General features: G+C 66.0%; 18 protein-coding genes. 3 read left to right on the forward strand and 15 right to left on the reverse strand.

Features of this window, described 5'->3' with window-relative positions:
• The 8 genes from ACWIQA_RS10400 to secA form a co-directional block, all read right to left on the reverse strand.
• Window positions 1-271, reverse strand: a 271-nt coding sequence (locus ACWIQA_RS10400; protein WP_448583008.1) for a GTP-binding protein, incomplete at its 3' end; no start/stop codon positions are given.
• A 55-nt stretch (window positions 272-326) separates the two neighbouring features.
• Window positions 327-2,399 carry an elongation factor G gene (gene fusA / locus ACWIQA_RS10405; protein ID WP_448583009.1) on the reverse strand — a complete coding sequence of 691 codons (2,073 nt, stop codon included), beginning with the start codon at window positions 2,397-2,399 and terminating at the stop codon, window positions 327-329.
• Between the two features lie 29 nt (window positions 2,400-2,428).
• A complete protein-coding gene (rpsG, locus tag ACWIQA_RS10410) occupies window positions 2,429-2,899 on the reverse strand; it encodes a 30S ribosomal protein S7 (protein ID WP_448583010.1) in 471 nt (156 codons plus the stop codon).
• 12 nt (window positions 2,900-2,911) lie between these two features.
• Entirely contained in the window at window positions 2,912-3,283 is a 372-nt protein-coding gene (rpsL, locus tag ACWIQA_RS10415) for a 30S ribosomal protein S12 (protein ID WP_448583011.1), read from the reverse strand.
• A 236-nt stretch (window positions 3,284-3,519) separates the two neighbouring features.
• Window positions 3,520-4,797, reverse strand: coding sequence for a Xaa-Pro dipeptidase (locus tag ACWIQA_RS10420; protein WP_448583012.1), 1,278 nt, complete (start codon window positions 4,795-4,797; stop codon window positions 3,520-3,522).
• Window positions 4,794-5,573, reverse strand: coding sequence for an enoyl-CoA hydratase (locus tag ACWIQA_RS10425; protein WP_448583013.1), 780 nt, complete (start codon window positions 5,571-5,573; stop codon window positions 4,794-4,796). Before ACWIQA_RS10425 ends, ACWIQA_RS10420 begins: the two co-directional genes overlap by 4 nt.
• Before the next feature lie 111 nt (window positions 5,574-5,684).
• Window positions 5,685-6,521, reverse strand: a complete 837-nt coding sequence (locus ACWIQA_RS10430) for a phytanoyl-CoA dioxygenase family protein (RefSeq protein ID WP_448583014.1) — start codon at window positions 6,519-6,521, stop codon at window positions 5,685-5,687.
• A gap of 476 nt (window positions 6,522-6,997) precedes the next feature.
• Complete coding sequence (gene secA, locus ACWIQA_RS10435; protein WP_448583015.1) at window positions 6,998-9,787, reverse strand: preprotein translocase subunit SecA; 2,790 nt, start codon at window positions 9,785-9,787, stop codon at window positions 6,998-7,000.
• Between the two features lie 127 nt (window positions 9,788-9,914).
• Here secA and argJ point away from each other — a divergent pair, with 127 nt between their 5' ends.
• Together argJ and ACWIQA_RS10445 are read left to right on the forward strand one after the other, a co-directional pair.
• On the forward strand, window positions 9,915-11,150 hold the full coding sequence (gene argJ, locus ACWIQA_RS10440) for a bifunctional glutamate N-acetyltransferase/amino-acid acetyltransferase ArgJ (protein ID WP_448583016.1): 1,236 nt from the start codon (window positions 9,915-9,917) through the stop codon (window positions 11,148-11,150).
• Window positions 11,151-11,154: 4 nt separating this feature from the next.
• Complete coding sequence (locus ACWIQA_RS10445; protein WP_448583017.1) at window positions 11,155-12,021, forward strand: glutathione S-transferase family protein; 867 nt, start codon at window positions 11,155-11,157, stop codon at window positions 12,019-12,021.
• Here the strand turns inward: ACWIQA_RS10445 and trxA are convergent.
• The 7 genes from trxA to ahcY are packed head-to-tail and all read right to left on the reverse strand — an operon-like array spanning window position 12,018 to window position 22,185.
• Entirely contained in the window at window positions 12,018-12,338 is a 321-nt protein-coding gene (gene trxA / locus ACWIQA_RS10450) for a thioredoxin TrxA (protein ID WP_448583018.1), read from the reverse strand. The genes ACWIQA_RS10445 and trxA overlap by 4 nt on opposite strands.
• A 47-nt stretch (window positions 12,339-12,385) precedes the next feature.
• Window positions 12,386-15,802 (reverse strand): double-strand break repair helicase AddA, encoded by a 3,417-nt coding sequence (addA, locus tag ACWIQA_RS10455; protein WP_448583019.1) that lies wholly within the window; start codon window positions 15,800-15,802, stop codon window positions 12,386-12,388.
• Window positions 15,793-18,597: a double-strand break repair protein AddB gene (gene addB, locus ACWIQA_RS10460; protein ID WP_448583020.1), complete on the reverse strand. Its 2,805-nt coding sequence runs from the start codon at window positions 18,595-18,597 to the stop codon at window positions 15,793-15,795. Before addB ends, addA begins: the two co-directional genes overlap by 10 nt.
• A complete protein-coding gene (locus ACWIQA_RS10465) occupies window positions 18,584-19,327 on the reverse strand; it encodes a nucleotidyltransferase family protein (RefSeq protein ID WP_448583025.1) in 744 nt (247 codons plus the stop codon). Before ACWIQA_RS10465 ends, addB begins: the two co-directional genes overlap by 14 nt.
• Window positions 19,327-20,313 (reverse strand): aminoglycoside phosphotransferase family protein, encoded by a 987-nt coding sequence (locus ACWIQA_RS10470; RefSeq protein WP_448583021.1) that lies wholly within the window; start codon window positions 20,311-20,313, stop codon window positions 19,327-19,329. Before ACWIQA_RS10470 ends, ACWIQA_RS10465 begins: the two co-directional genes overlap by 1 nt.
• Window positions 20,310-20,804, reverse strand: a complete 495-nt coding sequence (tsaE, locus tag ACWIQA_RS10475; RefSeq protein ID WP_448583022.1) for a tRNA (adenosine(37)-N6)-threonylcarbamoyltransferase complex ATPase subunit type 1 TsaE — start codon at window positions 20,802-20,804, stop codon at window positions 20,310-20,312. Before tsaE ends, ACWIQA_RS10470 begins: the two co-directional genes overlap by 4 nt.
• Window positions 20,770-22,185: an adenosylhomocysteinase gene (ahcY, locus tag ACWIQA_RS10480; protein ID WP_448583023.1), complete on the reverse strand. Its 1,416-nt coding sequence runs from the start codon at window positions 22,183-22,185 to the stop codon at window positions 20,770-20,772. The genes tsaE and ahcY overlap by 35 nt, the downstream gene beginning before the upstream one ends.
• A gap of 321 nt (window positions 22,186-22,506) precedes the next feature.
• On the opposite strand from ahcY, the gene ACWIQA_RS10485 reads away from it, so the two are divergent.
• A partial coding sequence (locus tag ACWIQA_RS10485) for a mechanosensitive ion channel family protein (RefSeq protein ID WP_448583024.1) occupies window positions 22,507-23,102 on the forward strand: 596 nt, incomplete at its 3' end.

A 23,102-nucleotide genomic window follows, 5' to 3' on the forward strand; every position in this document is an offset into this window, starting at 1 on the left:
TCTTCACGTAGTCGGCGTGGCCGGGGCAGTCGACATGCGCATAGTGGCGCTTCTGCGTCTCGTATTCGACATGGGCGGTCGAGATCGTGATGCCGCGGGCCTTCTCCTCAGGGGCCTTGTCGATCTGGTCGTAGGCCGTGAAGGTGGCGCCGCCCGTCTCGGCGAGGACCTTTGTGATGGCCGCCGTCAGCGACGTCTTGCCATGGTCGACGTGACCGATGGTCCCGATGTTGCAGTGCGGCTTTGTCCGCTCGAACTTCGCCTTCGCCATTGTCCTGTCCTCTTCACTTCACGCTGGCTTGATCGACCCCGTATTTACGAGACATTCAGGCGAGCTTCGCCTTGACTTCCTCGGCCACGTTGGCGGGGACTTCCTCATAGTGGCTGAACTGCATGGAGTATTGCGCCCGCCCCTGGGTCATGGAGCGAAGCTGGTTCACATAGCCGAACATGTTGGCAAGCGGCACCAGTGCGGCAATCACTTGGGCATTGCCACGCGTGTCCGTGCCCTGGATCTGCCCGCGCCGGCTGTTGAGGTCGCCAATGCAGTCCCCCATGAACTCCTCAGGAGTCACAACTTCGACCTTCATCATCGGCTCGAGCAGCTTGATGCCGGCCTTGGTCGCCGCCTCACGCATCGCACCCCGGCCCGTGATCTCAAAGGCAAGTGCGGAGGAGTCGACATCGTGATAGGCGCCATCGACGAGCGTCACCTTGAAGTCGATGATGGGAAAGCCGATAAGCGCCCCCGACTCCGCCACTTCGCGAATGCCCTTCTCGACCGCTGGAATATATTCCCGCGGCACGTTCCCCCCCTTTACCTCGTCGACGAAGATGATCCCCGAGCCACGCTCCCCGGGCTCGACCACAATCTTGACACGGCCGAACTGGCCCGAGCCGCCAGTCTGCTTCTTGTGCGTGTAGTCAACTTCCACCTTGCGCGCGAGAGACTCCCGATAGGCCACTTGCGGCGCACCGACATTGGCTTCCACCTTGAACTCGCGCTTCATCCGATCGACGATGATCTCAAGGTGGAGCTCGCCCATCCCCTTGATAATGGTCTGGCCACTCTCGACATCAGACGTCACTCGGAACGAGGGATCCTCTTGCGCCAGCCGGTTGAGGGCAATCCCCATCTTCTCTTGGTCGGCCTTGGTCTTGGGCTCGACGGCGACTTCGATGACGGGCTCGGGAAACTCCATCCGCTCGAGGATGATGGGCTTGGTTGGCGCACACAGCGTGTCGCCAGTCGTCACTTCCTTCAGGCCCACGAGCGCAACAATGTCACCAGCATGGGCGTCCTTGATGTCCTCGCGGTTGTTCGCATGCATCAGGAGCATGCGGCCGATCTTCTCGCGCTTGTCCTTGACCGAGTTCAAGACGGTCGAGCCCGCCTCAAGCCGGCCCGAATAGATCCGAGCGAAAGTGAGCGTGCCGACAAAGGGGTCGGACATGATCTTGAAGGCAAGCGCTGAAAATGGCGCGTCATCATCCGCTGGCCGCGTGTCGCGCTCGCCCTTCAAGTCCACGCCTTCAACGGGGGGGATGTCGAGCGGGCTTGGGAGATAATCGACAACGGCATCCAGCAGCGGCTGGATCCCCTTGTTCTTGAACGCCGAGCCGCACAGCACCGGCACCAGAGCAAAGGCAAGCGTACCCTTGCGGATGAGCGCCTTCAGCGTTGCAACATCCGGCTCCCGGCCTTCAAGATAGGCTTCCATCGCCGCATCATCCTGCTCGACGGCAAGCTCGATGAGCGCGTTCCTCGCCTTTGCCGCGGCTTCGGCATATTCGCTCGGGATGGGATGATATTCGAACTTGGCGCCAAGCGATTCCTCAAGCCAGATGATGGCGCGGCTCTCGACGAGATCGACGAGACCCTTGAAGTCCCCCTCGATCCCGATGGGAAGATAGAGGACCGCCGGGCGGGCGCCGAGCCGGTCCCTGATCATCTCAACGCAGCGCTCGAAATTGGCCCCGGTGCGGTCGAGCTTGTTCACAAAGCACATGCGCGGCACGCGATACTTGTCGGCCTGGCGCCATACCGTCTCCGACTGCGGCTCGACACCAGCGACACCATCAAAGCAGGCGATCGCGCCATCGAGCACGCGCAAGCTACGCTCCACCTCGATCGTGAAGTCGACATGGCCGGGCGTGTCGATGATGTTGATCCGGTGGTCGTTCCAAAAACAGGTCGTCGCAGCCGAAGTGATGGTAATGCCGCGTTCCTGCTCCTGCTCCATCCAGTCCATCGTGGCCGTGCCTTCGTGCACTTCCCCGATCTTGTAGGACTTCCCAGTATAGTAGAGGATCCGCTCGGTTGTCGTCGTCTTGCCGGCATCGATGTGCGCCATGATGCCGATGTTGCGGTAGCGGGTGAGCGGATGGGAGCGGGGCATGGAAGAACCTTCCAGACGGAAACTTCGGGCTACCAGCGATAGTGCGAGAAGGCGCGGTTGGCCTCCGCCATGCGGTGCGTGTCCTCGCGCTTCTTGACTGCTGAGCCGCGGTTGTTCGAAGCTTCAATGAGCTCGGCGGAAAGCCGTGCGGACATCGTCTTCTCCGAACGGTTGCGGGCAGCTGCGATGAGCCAGCGGATGGCAAGCGCTTGGGCGCGCTCGGGCCGCACTTCCACTGGCACTTGATAGGTCGCCCCGCCGACGCGGCGCGAGCGCACCTCAACCAGAGGCTTCACATTGTTGAGCGCATCATGGAAGACCGCGATAGGCTCACGCTTCAAGCGCGCCTCGATCGTGTCGAGCGCGGAATAGACAATGCTCTCCGCAACCGACTTCTTGCCCTCGAGCATGACGAGGTTCATGAATTTGGTCAGCACCTGGTCCCCGTAGCGAGGGTCGGGGAGGATCTCGCGCTTCTCAGGGCGACGACGACGGGACATGGCTCTACCCTCTTACTTCGGCCGCTTGGCGCCATATTTTGACCGTGACTGCTTGCGGTCCTTGACCCCTTGCGTGTCGAGGACACCGCGCAGCACATGGTAGCGCACGCCGGGCAGGTCTTTCACCCGGCCGCCACGAATCAGCACGACCGAATGCTCCTGCAGGTTATGGCCTTCGCCAGGAATATAGCCAATCACTTCAAAGCCGTTGGTAAGCCGGATCTTGGCCACCTTCCTGAGCGCCGAGTTCGGCTTCTTGGGCGTCGTTGTATAGACTCGCGTGCACACCCCCCGCTTTTGCGGGCAAGCCTCCATCGCAGGCACCTTGTTGCGGGCCCGCTGGGGCTCCCGGCCCTTGCGAATCAGCTGGTTGATCGTCGGCATGCGAGTCCTTCAAGCCTTCTTCATCCAAAGCAAATGAGCCCTCCCCGCATCAGGGAGAGCCCTCCACGGGAAGCCCCGTGGCCCGCTCATGGGTTGGGAGAACCATGACGAGGGGCGGCCAAGGCAACCTCGCCGGCCCATCCTCACATCTGAGCCAGGTTCAGGCCCCTGACGAGCGTCAGGCCTGCGACCAGCCCGTGAGCGACGGCGGCCCATAGCGCCGCACCCCGGTGGCGTCAACGCCCCGTCACATCCAGCCGGACATCGGCGACGACCACACCCCCCTTGATGACGACGGCAACCCGCTCGAGCTCGGTCACATCGGCGAGCGGATCGCCGCGCACAGCCACCATGTCGGCGAAACGACCAGGCGCAATCCGGCCAAGATCGGCCGATTTCGCAAGCGCTTCGGCAGCGTTCAGGGTTGCCGCCCGAATCGCCTCAAGCGGTGTCATCCCGTAGCGGACCATGACTGCGAACTGGCGCGGAGCCTGGTCGTGCGGCATGACACCGGCGTCGGAGCCGAACACCATCTTCACGCCCGCCTCATGCGCCTTGCGGAAATTGATGCGCTGGGCCTCCGCCACCTCCCGGTCTTTCCGAAGATTATCTTCAAGCACCCCGTATTTGCGGCCCTCGGCCTGGGTGAACTCGGTGTTGTAGATGTCCATCGAAAGGAAGGTGCCGCGCTCCTTGGCCAGGCGGATTCCCTCATCATCGATGAGGCTTGCATGCTCGATCGTCGTGATCCCGGCCCGGATTGCCGCCTTGATCCCTTCGGTGCCGTGGGCATGGGCGGCGGTCGTCAGGCCCCACATCCGGGCTTCCTCGGCAATCGCCCGCAATTCCTCCTCGCGTTGCTGCTGCTGGCCGACTTCGGTGTTGCGGCTGAAGACGCCGCCGGTGGCGCAGGTCTTGATGACCTCGGCCCCAAATTTGCGCGCCTCGCGAACCTTCGCCCGCAAGGCCTCGGGCCCGTCGGCCACGCCGGCCGCCTTCTGGGCAAGGCTCGGCGGCAGCCAATTGTTGTCGCAATGGCCGCCGGTTGCTCCCAGGGCATGGGTCGCTGGCACGATGCGCGGCCCCGGGATCCGGCCATCGTCGATCGCCTGCTTGAGCGCCACATCATCAAGGCGGCCGGAGCCGAGGTTGCGGACAGTTGTAAATCCCACCCTTAGCATCGCTTCGGCATTGGCCGCGCCCACCAGCGTCCAGTAGCCGTCGGTCTTCAGGAACCGGTCGATCCGGCCGATGCGCGGGTCGCTCGTCAGGTGGGTGTGCATGTCGATGAGACCGGGCAGGAGGGTGAGCCCGGCAAGGTCAATCCGCTTTGCATCCGCTGGCGCCCCGCTGCCGTCAACCGAGACGATCCGGCCGTCGACGACGACGATGACGGGCTTGGCGACCATGCGGCCGGAGACCACATCGACCATGCGGTCTGCAGTGATGATGACGCTTTCAGGAAACGCGGGCGACCCCAGCGCCAGCAGGCCAAGAAAGAGCCCGGCCTTCACTTCTGGCTCCTGCCCCGTGCCAGCACGGCGGCGCGGCGCTTCGCCACCTCGTCGGCGCTGACGCTGCAGTTCGCTGCGCGCGAGCGTTCGGTCTCAAGCGCCAGCGCCTCCCCCAGCGGCAACGCGAAGCCATCGTCGATGAGCGCCTTGTAGGCTGCAGCGAATTCGGGCTCGATCGAGGCCATGTCGGCGGCAAGCCGCCTTGCTTCGGCAAGCAGCGCATCCGCTGGCACGACACGGTTCAAGAGCCCCCAACGCTCGGCAGTTGCCGCGTCAATGAAATTGCCTGTCAAGGACAGTTCCTTGGCCCGGGAGATGCCGATGCAGCGGGAAAGCTTCTGCGACAGGCCCCAGCCCGGCATGATCCCAACTCGCGCATGGGTGTCGGCGAAGCGGGCATTCTCTGAGCCGATGAGAACATCGCAGGCGAGCGCCAGCTCGAAGCCACCGGTAATCGCAACGCCATTGATGGCGCCGATCACGGGCTTGCGGCACTGCTCGACCGCCTTCACCGGGTTCGCATCGGCAGTGGTGCCCGTCGCATCGTCCATGGCAGAGGGGTCAGCACCCAGTTCCTTCAAGTCGAGCCCAGCCGAGAAGGCCCTGGTGCCAGCGCCGGTTAAGACCACGGCGCGCACGTCTTCCCTTGCGTCCATCTCCTGCATGGTGGCCGCAAGTGCCACCCGCAGTGCCTTTGAAAGCGCGTTCATCGCCTCGGGCCGATTGAGAGTGACGATTGCAACAGAATCCGCGACTTCAACCTCGACGAGTGCCATCCGCATCTCCCTCTCTCAGGGCCGGGTCTAGCGAGCATAGTGCCAGAGAACCAGAGGGCCGCCTTCAAGGCCTTCCCGAAGCTGCGCCTGCGCACTTGGTGCAGGAAGCAGCTAGCCCTGCTCCGGAAAATGGGGATGAGGGCAGCGTTCAAGATCGTCCCAATGGGTGAGGCTGGGGGTGGCCGGAAGCGACACTGGCTCCCCCTTGCGGAACGCCCATTCGCCCCGGTCGCAATCCGAAGCGCGGACATAGCCATTGATGAGAAAGCGGCGGGCGTGGCGCTTGCGGTTCTCGCCCGAGGCATGGAGAGTGAAGGGGGACCAAAGCGCGAGATCGCCCGGCGCAAGCTCGAGCTGGACTTGGGCTGCAGGCGCAAGGCCAAGGGCGATGAGGTCGGAGTCGTCCAGCGCTCGGCCGAGCACCCGCTGGTCTTCGGCAAGCTGGAGGTCGCCAAGCGCATGTGAGGCGGGAATGACTCGCAGGCCACCGCTCGCCTCATCGTGCGGGTCGATGGCGAGGCCCGTCTGGACATAGCTTGTCGCAAGATTGCGGAAGGCCGCGCGGGGGCGGCGGGAACGGCTGTCTTGATGCCAGGCGAAATCAGCCCCGGGGCCATGCGGCTTCCAGTGGATCTGGTGAATGATTTGCTTGACGTCACTGCCCAGCAAGGGCGCAAGGAGCGCAGCATAGCCGGGATGGGTGCGGAAGCGCTCGAGACCCTGGTGGTGCCACACTGGCCATTGCGCCATTATGAGGACTGGCCGGGGGCCCGCACGCGTGTCGTAGAAGAGGTTGCCATGGCGGAACGGCCGGCCAAGGGCGATCGCCTCGGCCTCGACGGCGTCCGCAAGGGCTGCGAGCTGCGCCACTTCTTCCGCAGTAAGGAATTGGCGGACAATGGCATAGCCGTGGGCGCGGTAGAAAGCAGCAGTCGCTTCCGGGTCCATTGGCAGGATCCATAGCGAGCGCGGGTTTCAAGCCAAAGGCAGCAAGCCAAGACCAGGCTGAAAGCCCCCATTTTCCGCAGCGCGCCGAGCCCCCCAGCGGCTTGCCACCATGGGCAAACCGCCACCGGCAGACCGCCAGAGGAAGACCTGGCGCTGGCGCACTGGCGCTGGAATACACCGTGCAGACGAGGCAAGCGGGCAGGCACCAAACACGGCGTCGCTTGCCAGCCTTGTGCATGCAATCGCAGGGCCCGCTGGCCTCCAGCATCCGCCAGCCCGACGGCGACAGCGCTCGGATTTGCTCTCTAGCCGCGGTCGCACCGATCATCCAGACCAGCGGCTGCGAGGGAGATTCGCACCCCCCAACACCTCTGGGCCCGGCGAGAGAAGAGGCAGCGGCTGGCCTGGTCGCCCAAGGTGCCGTTCGACGCCATGGTCTCCTTCCCGAGAGAGAGCGGGCCCCGACGTGCGACTGGCTAGAGCAGCCCGTGGCAGTGCTTGAACTTCTTGCCCGAGCCGCAGGGGCACGGCGCATTCCTGGGCACGAGCCTCTGCCAGGTCTCCGGATCCTCGGGCACGAAGGCTGGACCATATTGGCTGGCGATCGCGCGCGCAGCTTCAAGCTCTTCGGGCGAAAGCGCATCGCCCATGGCGAAGAGATTCGTGGTGATGCCAGCGTCACCGAAGGGTCCGAGAGCAGAGGCGGCCATGCCCGTGCCCGGCCCCGCGCCGGGGCCCCTGAGCGAAAGGAAATCCGGAAGCTCGGGCATGGGCGGTGGCTCCGGCAGCCGGAACTCGGCCAGCGAGAGCATCTTCGTCACATCCTCGCGGACGTTCTTCAGCATCCGCTCGAACAGTGCGAAGGCCTCGCTCTTGTATTCATTGATGGGAGTCTTCTGGGCGTAGGCACGCAGGTGAATGACCTGGCGGAGCGCATCGAGCGTTGCCAGATGCTCCTTCCAGTGATGGTCCAACGACTGAAGGAGGAAGCTCTTCTCGATTGCAACCCAGGTCTCGGGCGCAACGCTTGCAATCTTTGCTTCCATCTTGGCATCGAGCGCAGCGTTCAGGCGGTCGACGAACATCTCCTGGTCGAGCGCGTCCTCCTCCATCCACGCCTCGATGGGGAGATCGAGCGCGAGCGTGCCTTCGACTGCGGCCTTGAGTCCCGCGACATCCCATTGCTCGGGGTAGGTGCCGGCCGGACAGTGGGCATCGACAATGTCCGCAACTGTGTCCCGGCGCATGTCAAGGACGACGTCGGAGACCTTGTCCGAATCCATGATGTCGGCGCGCTGCTCGTAGACGACCTTGCGCTGGTCGTTCATGACATCGTCATACTGCAAGAGCTGCTTCCTGATCTCGTAGTTCCTGGCCTCCACCTTCTTCTGGGCGGTTTCGATCGCCTTCGAGATCCAAGGGTGGACGATGGCCTCGCCATCCTCAAGCCCCCCCTTCATGACTCGGTGCAGCAGGTTTTGCTGGCCGAAGATGCGCAGGAGATCATCGTCTAGCGAGAGGAAGAAGCGGCTGAGACCCGGGTCCCCCTGCCGGCCGGAGCGTCCACGCAGCTGGTTGTCGATCCGGCGGCTCTCGTGGCGCTCGGTGCCAAGCACAAACAGGCCGCCGGCCTCGCGCACCTTCTCGCGCTCGGCCATGACCTCGGCCTTGATTTCGGCAACGCGGGCGTCGCGCTCGGGCCCGTCTGGCAGGCTTGCAAGCTCGTCTGCAATGCGGAATTCGACATTGCCCCCGAGCTGGATGTCAGTGCCGCGACCGGCCATGTTGGTCGCAATCGTGACCGCGCCATAGCGGCCCGCCTGCGCCACAATGTGGGCCTCCTGCTCGTGGAAGCGGGCATTCAGCACCGAATGCTCAACCCCCGCCTCCTTGAGGTAGGCGGAAAGCTTCTCGGATTTCTCAATCGACACCGTGCCGACAAGAACCGGCTGGCCCCTGGTGCTGGCGTCCTTGATCGCCTTCACGATCGCTGCGAACTTGTCGCTTTCACACTTGTAGAACTCGTCTTCGCTATCGATCCGGCGGACGGGCACATTGGTCGGGATCTCGACGACATTGAGCTTGTAAATGTCGAAGAATTCGGCAGCCTCTGTCGCTGCCGTCCCCGTCATGCCGGCAAGCTTGGGGTAAAGCCGGAAATAATTCTGGAAGGTGATGGAGGCAAGAGTCTGGTTCTCCGGCTGGATCTCAACACCTTCTTTGGCTTCCACTGCCTGGTGGAGCCCTTCTGACCAGCGCCGGCCCTCCATCATCCGGCCAGTGAACTCGTCGATGATGATGATCTTGCCGTCCTTTACGATATAGTCGGTATCACGGCGGAACATGACGTTCGCGCGTAACGCCTGATTCAGGTGGTGGACCACCTGGGTGTTCTCGAAATCATAAAGGTTGGAGCCCTCGAGCAGGCCGGCAGCCTCGAGCGCGCGCTCGGCGAATTCCGTGCCCTCCTCCGTCAGGATGACCGACTTCGCCTTCTCATCCTTCTCATAATGTTCAGGCTTCAGGGTCTTCACCAGACGATCAACGGCAATGTAGAGCTCGGACTTGTCCTCAGTGGGCCCCGAAATGATGAGGGGTGTTCGGGCCTCATCGATCAGAATGGAGTCGACTTCGTCCACGATGGCGAAGTGAAATGGCCGCTGCACCATCTGATCGCGGCTGTATTTCATATTGTCGCGCAAATAGTCGAAGCCAAGCTCGTTGTTGGTGGCATAGGTGATGTCGGCTGCATAGGCCGCCCTGCGCTCGGCATCGGTCAAGTTGGGGATGATGACTCCAACCGAGAGGTCGAGGAAGCGGTAGATCTTCCCCATCCACTCGGCGTCGCGGCGGGCAAGATAGTCATTTACCGTCACCACATGCACGCCCTTGCCAGCAAGCGCGTTCAGATAGACGGCAAGCGTTGCCACAAGAGTCTTGCCCTCGCCGGTCTTCATCTCGGCGATTTCGCCGCGGTGAAGGACAATGCCGCCGACCAGCTGGACATCGAAGTGCCGCAGCCCAAGGGTTCGCCTGGAGGCCTCGCGCACGGTTGCAAAGGCTTCGGGCAGGAGCTTGTCGAGAGTTTCCCCATTGGCAAGGCGCTGGCGGAACAGAGCCGTCTGGCCGCGCAGCGCCTCATCGCTCATTGCCTCATATTGGGGCTCGAGCGCGTTTACCTGGCGCACCAGCGGCTGGAGCGACTTCACATAGCGGTCGTTCGACGAGCCGAAGAGCGCTTTCGCGACCTTGTTTAGTCCGAACATCAGGGGCCTTCATTGCCACGCAGCGCACAGGCGCACAGCGACGCCTGCGAAATAGGAGCGCGCGCGACGGGGGTCAACGCGCACAACAGACTTTCACCATGCGGCTGGCCCGCCTAAGGCGCGGTCAATGGCCAAATCCCCGCTCGCCCGCCCCTTCCCGGACTTGCCCGATATCCCGGGAGTCAGGATCGCAACGGCGCGTGCAGGCTATAAGGCCTGGGCGCGAGATGACCTGCTGTTGCTCGAGTTTGCGCCAGGCACAAAGGTGGCAGGTCTCACCACGCGCTCCAAGTGCCCGTCGCCGGAGGTGGAGACTTGCCGGCGGCACCTGCCCTACGGGGAGGCCCGCGCACTCGTCGTCAATGCCGGCAATTCTAACGCCTTCACAGGTGCCGCGGGGCGGGCGGCAAGTGCTGCCCAGGTCGAAGAAGTGGCGCGCCTCCTGTGCTGCTGGCCGCGAGCCGTGTTTCCAGCCTCAACGGGCGTGATCGGTGTGCCACTGCCAAGGGACAAGGCCGTCAGCGGCGTGAGGGCGGCAGTCGCAGCGCTGGGCGCTTCTGGCTGGCTTGCGGCGACGCAGGCGATCGGCACCACCGACACCTTCCCCAAGGCGGCTTTCCGCGAGGCCATGCTTGGCAATGTCCGCGCACGGCTGGTCGGGTTCGTCAAGGGCTCGGGGATGATCGCGCCCGACCTTGCTGCCTCCGGGGCGACCATGCTCGCCTTCGTGGTCACCGATGCAGCGGTCAGCCCCGGCTTCCTGCAAGAGGCGCTGGCCGCGGCCAATGCCGGCAGTTTCGCCTGCATCACAGTCGATGGCGACACCTCGACCTCGGACACCTTGCTTGCCTTTGCGACCGGGCGGGCGGGGAATGTGCCGCTGACCGGGATAGACAGCCCGGGTGCGGACGCCTTTGCCTTCGCGCTCGCCGATCTCTGCCGCGAACTTGCGCTCCTCGTGGTGCGCGACGGCGAGGGCGCGCGCAAGCTCATCGAGGTGCGCGTCATTGGCGCCGTCTCGGACGAAAGCGCCCGCAGGGTGGCACTCTCCATTGCCAACTCGCCGCTGGTCAAGACTGCCATTGCCGGTGGTGATGCCAATTGGGGCCGCGTGGTGATGGCGGTCGGCAAGGCTGGCGAGCCAGCCGAGCGTGACTTGCTTTCCATCCGCTTCGGCGGCGTTTTGGTCGCGCGCCATGGCGCCGTGGTCGAAGGCTATGACGAAGGCCCGGTTGCCGCCCATCTCGCCGGGGAGGAGGTGGAAGTGGAGGCCGACCTCGGCCTGGGCGCTGGCCGTGCTTCGGTTTGGACCTGCGACCTGACCGAGGGCTATATCCGCATCAACGCCGACTACCGGAGCTAGCGCCATGCACCCCATCCTCTTTCACTATCCGGCCTCGCCATGGGCCGAGGTGGTGCGGCTTGCGCTGGGGCTGAAGCAGCTCACCTGGGGCTCGGTTGAGGTGCCGGCAATCTGCCCCAAGCCCGAGCAGGAGGTGCTGACGGGCGGCTATGTGCGCACCCCGGTGCTGCAGATCGGCGCCGACGTCTTCTGTGATACGCTCGCCATCATGGACGCACTCGAGGCGCGCTGGCCGGAGCCGACTCTTTACCCAGAGCCGCTCGGGCGCGGGCATCGGGCGCTTGCAATCGAGGCGGGTGGAGCGACCTTCCTTGCAGCCGTCGCGGTTGCGCTCGGCGACCTGCCAGTCGCGGGCAATGAAGCGTTTTGGGCCGACCGCGAGCGGCGCTTCGGTTTGAGGCCAGAAGCCTTCCGGGCGATGGTGCCGGGCTTGCAGCAAGCGTTTGCAGCACACCTCGCCCGGCTGGAAGCAAAGCTTGCAGATGGCCGGCCCTATCTTGGCGGCGACCGGCCCGGCCATGGCGATCTCGCCCATGCCATGCTGCTTTGGTTCGCGGCGCGGGGAGGGCCGGCGCAGCAGGTCTCGGCCACGCTCGCGCCCTGGGCGCTTCGGGTCTTCGCACTCGGCCATGGCCGGCCGGAGGCGATGACGCCGGCCCAAGCCCTGGCCGAGGCACGTGCGGCGATGCCCTCGGTCTCGGGCAACGGGCAGCTCGCGCGGGTGTCGCAGCAAGGTTCGGCCGACCCCCCGGTGATCGGGCATCTGGTGCAAGAGACTGCGGACGGCTTCACCCTTTTGCGGCACAGCCCGGAACTGGGGCCGGTTGCCGTCCACTTCCCCCGCGAGGGGCAAATCGTGGAGCCGGTCTAGAGGCTGGCCTCGATCCAGCGTTTCAGCGCTGACTTGGGCTCGGCCCCAAGCTTGGTTGCAACCACTTCACCGCCCTTGAAAATCATCATGGTCGGGATCGAGCGGATCCCGAACTTCATGGCCGTCTCGGGCTCCTCGTCGATGTTGATCTTGGCGATCGTGACTCGGCCGGCAAGCTCGTCCGCAATTTCCTCAAGTGCAGGTGCGATCATCCGGCAGGGACCGCACCATTCCGCCCAGAAGTCGACGAGCACGGGCGTTTCAGACTGGAGGACATCAGCGGCAAACGATCGGTCGGTGACGGTGCGGGTGGCCATGCATGCTTCTCCTTCCCCCACCGGATATGGCTGGCGGCAACGGGTGTTCAAGCCTTGCTATCAGCTTTTCCTGGCGGCCAGTGGCGGGCAAGAAGCGTCTCGGGCAGCAGGTGGAGCCTGGGCCCGGCCGTGTAGAGAAGGAAGGCTTCGACTGCGTGGCCGGGAAAGGCGGCGGCGAGCACGGCGCGGTAGGCCGCCATTTGCCGTAAGTGCTGAGGGTAGATGGCCTCCAGGTCCGCAGGGACGGCAAGACCGGTCTTGAAGTCGATAACGGCCACGCGCCCGGCTGTTACCACCAGCCGGTCGACAGTCCCGGCAACCGTCACGCCGCCGATGCGGCCGGCGATCGGGGCTTCGGCGAGACTTTCGGGACCAAAGAGGTGGGCAAGGGCGGGATCCTCGAGGATGGCGAGCGCTTCCGCGAGCAGCGGCTCTGGATCGGTGGCGCCGCCGGCCTCGAGCAGGCGGCGGCCGGCAGCGGGGCGGGCAGCGGGCAGCAGGCCTGGCAGATGCTCGAACAGGCGGTGGAGGAGGATGCCGCGCTCGGCGGCAGCGCGCTGGGCAGGGCCAGGCGGTGGATTTGGGGACTCATCTTCCAGCGGAGCGGAAGGGGAGAAGGGCCGCGCGGCCGTCTCGGCCGCAGCCGCCGTGGTGGCCCAGGGCGGCAGCGGCGCTGGCCGCGCAGGCGAAGTCGTGTCAGAAGGCGGGGGCCAGGCTCCGGAATCGAGGCGGAGGTGGGCACCGAACACCGGGTGGCAGCAGCAGCTTGCCCCAGCCGCGTCCATCGCCCGGCGGATGCGGTCGTGCCAGGTGTTGAACCGCGCAGGCTCGAAGCCGGGCTTGGCGCGCATCTTCGCCAGCCCCGGCGAGAGCTGGCCAGCCACCAGCAGCAGCTGCCGTGCCCGCGTGATTGCGACATAGAGCAGCCGGTTGTGCTCCTCCCGCTCCTCCTGCTCGGAAGCCTCGGCCAGGGCCGCAATCGCGCGCGGCTTTCGCTCCTTGGTACCAAAGATGAGCGGCACGGACGCAAGGCCGTCAGCCGATTGCCACAAGACTGCGCGGGTCTGCGGCTTGTTCTGCCGCAGCGCATCGGCAAGCACCACGATCGGCGCCTCCAGGCCCTTGGCGCCGTGGACGGTCATGATCCGGATGAGGCCCGGGCTTGCATCCGGATCGCGGGCCAGCTCGCCGTCGTTTGCGGCCACATGCGCAAGGAAGCCCTGGAGAGTCGCCGGCTTCTCGGCTTCAAAGGCCAGGGCTTCAGCAAGCAAGAGATCAAGACCATCATCCGCCTCTGGCCCCAGCCGCGCCCGGAAGCGGGCCCGGCCACCTGACACGAGCACCGCCTGCAGGAAATCATGGGGCCCTTGGAAATCGGCCCGGGCAAGGCAATCGCGCAGGAAGCCAACCGGCCCAGCCAGTGCCTCTTGCCGGTTGATGCTTTGCCAGAGGGATTCGCCTGCAACCCGAGCCTTGCGGATCGCCTCATGGTCAAGCCCGCCAAGGGGGGAGGTAAGAACTTCCGCCAGCGCAAGGTCATCATGAGGCTGGAGGACGAAGCGGATGAGCGCGAGGAGGTCGCGAACCGCGAGCGGCGCCGACAGCCGGGTCCGGTCGACACCCGCAACCGGCAGCCCTTCGGCGTGGAGCGCGCGCACGAGGCCCGGCATGAGGTCGCCGCGCGCCTGGACGAGGATGAGGACGTCGCCAGGCTCAGCAAGACGTGGTGGCCCAGCTCTTGGCGTGACCACCAGCCGGTCCGGGCTGCCGACGCCGACGAGCGCCTTGATCGCCCGGGCGATGCTGTCGGCGAAGGCCGGGTCGGCCGGGGAGGTCGGATCCTCGTCCTCGTCGGGTTCATCGGGGCCTTGCGCTTCCGCCGCCTGGTGCGGTGGCAGGAGGAGGATTCGGCCCGGAAGATCGGCCTGGCGGGCGCAGTGCGGCGGCAGCCGGGTGCCGGGGGGAAGCCCGATCGCCTCGGGCCCGAGTTCAGCAAGGACGGCATCGACCAGTCGCAGCAATATGGGAGCGGAGCGGAAATTGAGATCGAGCGGAACGTCGCGGACCGGGTTGCCGCCGGCTGCCGCGCGCCGGCCCCAGCTTTCGCGGGCTTCGAGAAAGACCCTGGGATCGGTCCCCTGGAAACGGAAGATGGCCTGCTTGAAGTCGCCCACGACGAAGCGGGTGCGGACGGCATCGCCATGTGCCCCCTCGCCGCTGTCGAAATCGCCCGTCATGCCGTCGATGAGACACCACTGGGCGCGGTTGGTGTCCTGGGCCTCATCGACCAGGACATGGGCGATGCGTCGGTCGAGCCGTTCGGCGACGATCCCGGCCATGCCGTCCTGGTGGATGAGGTCGGCGGCGAGTGCGACCATGTCGTCGAAATCGACGGCAGCGGCAGCGCGCTTGAGGTGGGCATAGTGGCCGGCAATGGCCATTCCAACCCGAAGCCAGGCCCCGGCGTGGCCAGTGAAGGCGAGCGCCCGCTCCACGTCGCGCAGCTTCTCGACTTCCCCAAGCAGGCGTTGCGCTGCGATGATGACCGGGGCAAGGCGCTCGGTCGGCGTTCCAAAGCCACGGGGCTTGCCTTCAGCCGTGAGCACGCAGGCGTAGAGCAGGTCGCGCGCCTCGACCCGCCCCGCCGCGTCGAGCGCCATCCATTCGCGGGCCCGGCGAGCCTCCCTCGCCTTGGCCTCGGTGCCGAACCCCTCCATCGCGGTGGCGTAGGCCGCAACCGCGCCATCGTCGAACTGCGGTGGGATGACCGCCGCCTCGAGGATCGCCTGCGGCGAAAGGCCCACCGGCAGGCCGACGAGGCAGCGCAACCAGCCTTCCACCGCCTGGGGCCGGCCGATCTGGGCGTATCCGGCCGAGGACCGCGCAAGCGCGGCCAAATGCTTCGCCAATTCCGCTTCGTTGGCCTCAACCGCAATCCGGGTGAAATCCGCAGCGAGCACCGGATCCGCGAGTGCCAGCGCCAACGCCTGCTCGCGCAGCTGGGCCGCGCGCCGCTCATCAAGTGGGTCGGCACGCGGCGGCAGGCCCGCCTCGATCGGGAAGGCGGCCAGCAGTGACTGCGCAGCGGCGTGGATGGTCTGAATCTGAAGCCCCTGGGGCGCATCGAGCACTTGGGACAAGAGCGCGCGGGCGCGCGCCCGGAACTCGGGCGACGGGGTTTCGCCGAGCTCGAGAAGCGCCCGGTCGAGCTCGGCATCGTCGAGGCCGGCCCAGCGCGCGAGTGTTTCCAGCACGCGGCCCTGCATCTCGGCCGCGGCAGTCCGGGTGAAGGTGATCGCGACGATGCTCGCTGGGGCGGCGCCAGCGAGGAGCAGGCGCGTGACCCGGTCGACAAGCGAGCGGGTCTTGCCAGTGCCCGCACTCGCCGTCACGAACACGTTGGCGGCGGGATCGGACGCCATCCGGTGGAACGCGCTGTCGGGGTGGACGTCGGTCACAGCCATTCCTCGATCCGCGCCAGCTGGTCGAAGCTCCGGTACTGCTTGGCAAAGACCGGGTTGAGCTTGGGCACGAAGGGGGCCTCGCCAAAGAGGTAGCGCCCGAACAGTTCGCCAAGCTCCTGCTTGAAGCGGTCGCGTTCCAGGGTCCAGCTCCGCCCGATTACCTCGCCCGGCGTGTTGCCTCCCGAAAGCTTCCAATATTCGAGCAGTCCGACCCTTCCGCCCGCAAGGGCCGGGAGCCCGCCCGCTTCGACCAGGAGCCGGAGCAGCGGCAGCTGCCGCAGGCGACCCGCTGCGAATGCCCCCGCCTTCGGCTTCGGGCCGGTCTTGTAGTCGATGATGGCAAGGTTCCCGTCGCCAAGGCGGTCGATCCGGTCGGCCTTGCCGGTGATGCGCACGCCTTGCCATTCGATGGCGAGCTTCGCCTCCACCTCGACCGGGGTCCGTCCGTCCGCCGTCGCTTGCGCAAGCTCGCCTGCGACCCACTCGACCATGCGCGCAACCCGTGGGCGCCAAAGGGCAAGGAGCGCAGGATCGCCACCCAGCCGGACCAGCTCTTCGCCAATGAGAGCAGAAAGGTCTTGGGGCCGTTCCTTGACCAGCCGCTCGAGGATGCGATGAACTGCGATGCCCTTGACCGCCGCATCCACTGGCTGCTCGAGCGGGTCGAGCTCGGCAAGGCCGAGCATGTGGCGCGCATAGAAGCTGAACGGGTCGGCAGCGAGCATGTCGACTTCCGTCACCCGGATCCGTCGCGGCCGTTCAGCAGGCGGCGGCGACGGTGCCGGGCGCGCGAGGAAGAGGGTGCGCCCCTCTCCGTCGAGGCAGCCGGCGAGCGCAGCCACCTCATGGCCCGGCAGCGGACCAAAGGCGGCCTCGAGGCGGAGCAGGAAGCGCGAGGGGACAGTTGGGCCCCCATCGTTCCGGCGCGCCCGGGTGAGGAACAGCTCGGGCGCAGCTGTTGCTGCAACGAGGTCATGGGCTTCGAGCCCGATCCGGGCTTCGGCCGGCGGCAGGCCAAGCGCCCGGCGGGCAGCGGGCGCAAGCCAAGGGTCAGGCGCTGGCGGCGCTGGCCAGCTGCCCTCGTTCATGTCGCCAAGGATGAGGAGATCGGCGTGCACCAGCCTCGCCTCGAGCGGGCCGAGGATGGCAAGGCGCGGGTGCTGGCGCCAGGGCGGGCGGACGGGGACATCATCGAGAAGGGCGCGCAGCAACGCTGGCGCTTCCTCTGCAGCGACGGGAAGCGAATCCTGGACGCTCGTGAGCGCTTCGACAAATGCGCTGAGCGCCCGACCGTCGGGCCCAGACCAGAGCCGGTCTCCGGCGAGCGCGAAAGCCGTTTCGGCGAGCGCGGCGACAAGGCGGTCGAATCCTGGCACCGGGCCGCTCAGCAACGCCTCGAGCGGCGCCAGCGCCGGCGCGACCTCCGTGCGCCACCAGGACGCAGCCTCGCCGGCGCGCGTCGCGATTCCGGCAAGCCCAGGCGCGGGCGCAGGGCCGCGCAGCGCCAGATCCAGCCGGCGCACAAAACCAAGCCAGCGGGCCCGGGCCTCGGGAGAAGTGGCCCCGGCCAGTGGGTGCTTGAGCGCAGCAAGGAGCGCGACTGGGCGAAAGCGAGTGACGGCAGCGTCGAGCAGAGCGAGGAGGAAGACACCCGGCGGGCGCAGCGACAGCGGCTCGCCTGCGCTGTCGTCGATCCGCACTCCCCAGCGATTAAGCGCTGCTGCAACGCGCCGGGCAAGCGTGCGCGAACGCGTGACGAGCGCTGCCGTCTTCCCCGGAGTCTCAAGCGCCTGGCGCATGGCAAGCGCAATGGCCAGCGCTTCCGTCTCGGGTCCGGGGAAAGTGCTGGCGGTCAGGCCAGGCGGTGGCGTTTGCAAAGGCGGACGGGTGGGGGCCGGGCGGAAGGCAGCAAGAAGCGCTTGGGCCCGGGCCGGAGCCGGGGGTCCGAGCTGCTCGGCATCGGCCGGGCGCGCGCCCATTTCAGCAAGAAGGCGCGAAAGGCCGAACAGTGGGTGGGTCGGGGCGTTGCGGATCACTTCCCACGCATCCTCCGGGAGATCCGGGTCAAGCCCGGGGAGGATGAGCTCGCCCTGGGGCAGGCGGGCGATGACGGCGAGCAGACGGGCAACGGCCGGCGGTGCCGTTGCAAAGCCGGCAGCGACGACCGGGCCATCGGGCGGACGTTCGGCCCAGCGCGTGGCAAGCCCAGCAAGCAGGGCTTCGCGGCGGGCGATCGGGTCCATCAGGCCGCGTTCGGCAAGGACCCCCGGCCAGTGACGGACGAACACCTCGAGCATGGCAAGCCGGCGCGCACGGTGGCTGGCGAGCCCGGCGAGATCGAGTTCGGTAAGCTGCGCGGCGGCGACACCATGGGCGGCGAGGAGATCAACAGCCCGGGCGAGGTCGCGCGCAAGCCGGTCGGCTGCGGCGGCGCCGCCGGCGTCGGAGAGCAGCAAACGGGCAAGCGCGATCCGCCGGGCAAGCGGTGGAACGGCAGGTGGGAGGGGCGCCTCACCGTCCTCGAGCAGCCGGGCGAGCGTCTCCTCCTCGTCCACTTGGGCAATGGCGATAATCCGTGGCAGCAGCATCGCGCGGCCGTCGACAAGGTCAAGAAACGCCTCGACGAGGGCGCGGCGGGCACGCTCTGAGGGCAGGATGACTCGGACCCTGGCAAGCGCGGGCCCGGTGCCATGGCGGGCGACGAGATGGCGGGCGAGTGCAGGCAGGAAGGGCGTGCCAAAAGCAATCGCCAGGAGCCGCAGTCCCGGCTCGCCCTGGTTCTCAGAGCCGTTCAAGCAGCGCCTCGGCACGGGCGACGGCAGCAGCCGTGCCGACGTCAAACCAAAGGCCCTGGTGGACGACTCCAAAGAGGCGGCCAGCAGCAGCAGCGCGGTCCCACAAGCGGTTCATCGAAAACGGGCGGACCTCTTCGCCTGCAAACAGGCGATGGGCAAGCAGCTGGAGGCCAGTGAAGACGAAGGGCGCGATCCGGCCAGGGCGGCGGCGGGAAAGCCGGCCAAGCGGGTCCATGTGGAAATCCCCGCGCCCCAAGTGACAGTTGGCCCGTGCCAGCGGGACGAGGAGGAGAAGGGCATCCATGGCCGCATCGTCCCAGCGGTCGGCGAGCAAGCGGGCAGCGGGAACTGGGCCCTCCACCCAGATGTTGTCGGCGTTGATGGCAAGGAACGGATCGGCATCGAGCAGGGGGAGCGCATTCAGGATCCCGCCGCCAGTCTCGAGCAGCTGCGCGCGCTCGTCGGAAATGCGGATGGCAAGTCCGGTGTCGCGGGCAGCAAGGTGGCTTTCGACCTGGTCGGCCATGTAGTGGACATTGACGACAGCGCGGCGGACTCCGCCGCTGCGCAAGGTGGCAAGCGCCCGGTCGAGAAGGGTCTTTCCGCCGACTTCGACGAGAGGCTTGGGGCGAGTCGCAGTCAGGGGCCGCATCCGCCGGCCAAGCCCGGCGGCAAGCACCATCGCCACCTCCGGAACAGGGATGCCAAAGGGCTTCGGGTTGGTGGCCATCAGCGGCACCAGGGCGCGCGCAGCTCCTGCGGCACATGGGCGTCGAACCAGGCCCGAACCGGAGCGAGCGCGGGATGGGCGAGGTTGCGTGCGACATGGGCCCAAACCCGCGGCAGCATGTCGACATAGCCGCGCTTGCCGTCGCGGTCGCGCAAGCGCACGAAAATGCCCAGAATCTTCACATTGCGCTGGGCGCCGAGCACGGCGAAGGCGGCGCGGAAGCGCTCAGCGTCGTCGACGCCTGCACCCAGGATGAAACGGTCGACCATGGCTGCAGCAAGCCTTGGCGAGACATCGCGCCGGGCATCCTCAAGGAGCGAGACGAGATCATAGGCGCGGTGCCCAGCCAGCGCATCCTGGAAATCGAGGAGGCCGAGGCCGGCCGGGCCGGCGGATTCATCGAGGAGCATGATGTTGTCGGCATGATAGTCGCGCAGCACAAGCACGGGGCGCTGGTCACTCTCGGCCAGCACGTCGCCCCAGACCCGGTCCCAGGCGTTCGTGTAGGATTCAAGATCGGCGTCGATTCCGGCGGCCCTCCCATACCACTCGGGAAAGAGCAGCACTTCGCGCAGCAGCTCAGCACGATCATAGGGGCGCAGTTCAAGCGGCGGCGGCGCCCGGTGCAGGGCAAGAAGGAGATCGACTGCGGCCGCATAGACTTCCTCCTCGCGCGCCGGCTCGCAGGCAAGCGTGGGGCCCATGCGGCGGTCCCCGAAATCCTCGAGCAGGAGCAAGCCCTCATCAAGGTCGGCTGCGAGCAGGCGCGGCGCCCGAAAGCCGTTGGCAAGCAGGAACTGGGCCACAAACAGGAAGGGCCGGCTGTCTTCCTTGTCTGGCGGGGCATCCATGAGAACTGCGCTGCGGCCGCGGTCGGCAACGCGGAAATAGCGGCGAAACGAGGCATCACCGGCAAGAGGTGTGATGCGCGCACCCGCCCAGCCATGGCGGGCAAGAAAGGCGGGTGCAGTGGCTGGCGGCGTCATTCCCCCTCCGGCCCCCGTCCGCTTGGCCGTGGCCAGCGCTTCTTCCATGCCGCGGGCGCCTCCCAAGTCAAGCGCCGGGTTGGGCCTCCGGCACCTTCAAGGCGGATCCTAAGCGCATCCAAAAAGAGCCCCGCCTGGAGACGCTCGGGCCACTCGACGAGGAGGACACCGCGGTCGCGCACATCGTCGAGGCCCAGGTCGTCGATCGGCGCGCCCGGCTGCAGCCGGTAGAGATCAGCGTGGAGGACAGGCAAGCGAAGCGGCGGGGCACTGTAGGGCTCAACCAGCGTGAAGGTCGGGCTTGGCACTTCGCCGACATGGCCGAGACCTTCAAGAATGGCGCGTGCGAGCGTGGTCTTGCCAGCCCCGAGCTCGCCGGAAAGAAGCACCGCGTCACCGGCGCGAAGCCGGGTCGCAAGCTCAGCGCCGAATGCGCGCAGTCCGGCCTCGTCGAGGTCAGTAGCGATAATGGTCGGGCTTGAAGGGGCCATGGACAGGGACCCCGATGTAGCGCGCCTGCCGTTCGGTCAACTTCGTGAGCTTTGCGCCCAGCTTGTCGAGATGAAGAGCGGCGACCTTCTCGTCGAGATGCTTCGGCAGCACATAGACTCGGTTCTCGTAGGCGCCTGCATTGGTCCACAGCTCGATTTGCGCCAGCACCTGGTTGGTGAAGGAGGCCGACATGACAAAGCTTGGATGCCCGGTCGCGCAGCCGAGGTTGACCAAGCGGCCCTTGGCGAGCACGATCAAGCGCTTGCCGTCGGGGAAGACGACTTCGTCAACCTGCGGTTTCACTTCCTCCCACTTGTAGTTGGCAAGCGCACTGATCTGGATCTCGCTGTCGAAGTGGCCGATATTGCAGATAATGGCGCGGTCCTTCATCGCGCGCATGTGCTCAAGCGTGATGACGTCGACATTGCCAGTCGCTGTCACGAAGATATCGGCGCGGGGTGCGGCCTCCTCCATCGTGACGACTTCATAGCCTTCCATCGCTGCCTGGAGCGCGCAGATGGGATCAATTTCGGTCACCAGCACCCGCGCGCCGCCATTGCGCAACGAAGCCGCCGAGCCCTTGCCGACATCGCCAAAGCCAGCGACAACGGCCACCTTGCCGGCCAGCATCACGTCCGTCGCGCGGCGGATGCCATCCACCAGCGATTCCTTGCAGCCGTAGAGATTGTCGAACTTGGACTTGGTGACCGAGTCGTTCACATTGATGGCCGGAAACGGAAGATGGCCCTTGCCAGCGATCTCATAGAGACGGTGGACTCCCGTCGTCGTCTCTTCCGAGACGCCCCTGATGGCTTCCTTGGTTTTCAGGAAAAAGCCGGGCGAAGCTGCAGCCCGGGCCCGGATCTGGGCGAAGAAATATTCCTCTTCCTCATTCTCCGGCTCAGGAAGCGGCGTGCCGGCCTCGAAGGCGGCCCCTTTTAGAATGTACATGGTGGCATCCCCACCATCATCGAGGATCATGTTGGCGGTGGTTGCACCCCACTGGAAGATGGAGTCAACGAAGCGCCAATATTCCGCAAGGGTCTCGCCCTTGTGGGCAAAGACAGGGATGCCAGCAGCGGCAATGGCCGCGGCGGCCTGGTCCTGGGTTGAGAAAATGTTGCAGGAAGCCCAGCGGACATCAGCGCCAAGCGCAGTCAAGGTCTCGATGAGAACTGCGGTCTGAATGGTCATGTGCAGACAGCCGGCAATCCGCGCGCCCCGCAATGGCTGTTTCTCACCATATTCCGCGCGCAGCGCCATAAGGCCCGGCATCTCGGTCTCGGCAATCGCAATTTCCTTGCGACCCCAGTCGGCGAGACGCATGTCGGCCACAGAAAAATCGCTGAAACCGGGCTTGGGATGCGTGGCCACGGGCATCTCTCCTGGGGAAGGGGGTCGGCGGATTGGGCGGTCCCTAGCCTTTCCGCATGGGACTTGCAACTTTCTTTAAGTCCTGTCGGCGCTTTGCTCCAGGCTTGCCGTTACGCCGCGTGGGGGCGACGGGAAAGCGGGGCGCAGCAATCGGCCGCGCGGGAGAAAGCCGGGCTTGCGGGGGCAACTGGGAGTGGTCTTCGCGCGCGGATCGGCCATTGCGACCATGCAGAGCGCCATGCCCGGCTTTCCCCGCTTCGCGCTTTCGGGCAAGGCCCCGGCGCGGCATCGGGCAGGTGAGTCGCAAAAAGCGAGGGATGACAACGCATGGAACCGGACATTCAGGCACTCGAGACGCAGATGACGACCCTTTCCGAGCGCTGGCTCCCCGTTGCCATCGATTTCGGCCTCAAGGTTCTTGGCGCCCTTCTCCTCTACATGGTGGGCCGCTGGCTTATCGGCCTTGGCATCCGGATGCTCGAGCGCGTTCTGACTGCCCGCAACTTCGACGCCACCCTCCAGCGCTACATCGCCAACATCCTCGCCGTCACATTGAACATCGTCCTCGTCGTTGCCATCCTTGGCTATTTCGGAATTGAGACGACAAGCTTTGCCGCGCTCCTTGCTGGCGTCGGGCTTGCCATCGGCGCCGCCTGGTCGGGGCTCCTTGGCAACTTCGCCGCTGGCGCTTTCCTCATCATTTTCCGGCCCTACAAGGTGGGAGACTATGTCTCAGCCGGCGATCTTGAAGGCACGGTCACCGAAATCGGCCTGTTCAACACCGTCATCACCACGCCTGACAATGTCCAGGCGATTATCGGCAATGCCAAGATCTCAGGCGAAGTGCTCAAGAACTTCTCCGCACTTCCCCACCGGCGGGTGGATCGCACGATGCAGCTTGCCTTTGGCGTCGATCCGCTGGC

The sequence above is a fragment of the Thermaurantiacus sp. genome (assembly GCF_053487655.1).

What these genes read in the sequence shown, in the direction of transcription:
- ACWIQA_RS10445 (WP_448583017.1), top strand. Translation starts at nt 11,155, where the DNA reads ATGCACCCCATCCTCTTTCACTATCCGGCCTCGCCATGGGCCGAGGTG.
- ACWIQA_RS10465 (WP_448583025.1), bottom strand. Translation starts at nt 19,327, where the DNA reads ATGGCCACCAACCCGAAGCCCTTTGGCATCCCTGTTCCGGAGGTGGCG.
- tsaE (WP_448583022.1), bottom strand. Translation starts at nt 20,804, where the DNA reads ATGGCCCCTTCAAGCCCGACCATTATCGCTACTGACCTCGACGAGGCC.
- argJ (WP_448583016.1), top strand. Translation starts at nt 9,915, where the DNA reads ATGGCCAAATCCCCGCTCGCCCGCCCCTTCCCGGACTTGCCCGATATC.
- rpsG (WP_448583010.1), bottom strand. Translation starts at nt 2,899, where the DNA reads ATGTCCCGTCGTCGTCGCCCTGAGAAGCGCGAGATCCTCCCCGACCCT.
- rpsL (WP_448583011.1), bottom strand. Translation starts at nt 3,283, where the DNA reads ATGCCGACGATCAACCAGCTGATTCGCAAGGGCCGGGAGCCCCAGCGG.
- addA (WP_448583019.1), bottom strand. Translation starts at nt 15,802, where the DNA reads ATGGCTGTGACCGACGTCCACCCCGACAGCGCGTTCCACCGGATGGCG.
- fusA (WP_448583009.1), bottom strand. Translation starts at nt 2,399, where the DNA reads ATGCCCCGCTCCCATCCGCTCACCCGCTACCGCAACATCGGCATCATG.
- ACWIQA_RS10425 (WP_448583013.1), bottom strand. Translation starts at nt 5,573, where the DNA reads ATGGCACTCGTCGAGGTTGAAGTCGCGGATTCTGTTGCAATCGTCACT.
- ACWIQA_RS10430 (WP_448583014.1), bottom strand. Translation starts at nt 6,521, where the DNA reads ATGGACCCGGAAGCGACTGCTGCTTTCTACCGCGCCCACGGCTATGCC.
- trxA (WP_448583018.1), bottom strand. Translation starts at nt 12,338, where the DNA reads ATGGCCACCCGCACCGTCACCGACCGATCGTTTGCCGCTGATGTCCTC.
- ahcY (WP_448583023.1), bottom strand. Translation starts at nt 22,185, where the DNA reads ATGCCCGTGGCCACGCATCCCAAGCCCGGTTTCAGCGATTTTTCTGTG.
- secA (WP_448583015.1), bottom strand. Translation starts at nt 9,787, where the DNA reads ATGTTCGGACTAAACAAGGTCGCGAAAGCGCTCTTCGGCTCGTCGAAC.
- ACWIQA_RS10470 (WP_448583021.1), bottom strand. Translation starts at nt 20,313, where the DNA reads ATGACGCCGCCAGCCACTGCACCCGCCTTTCTTGCCCGCCATGGCTGG.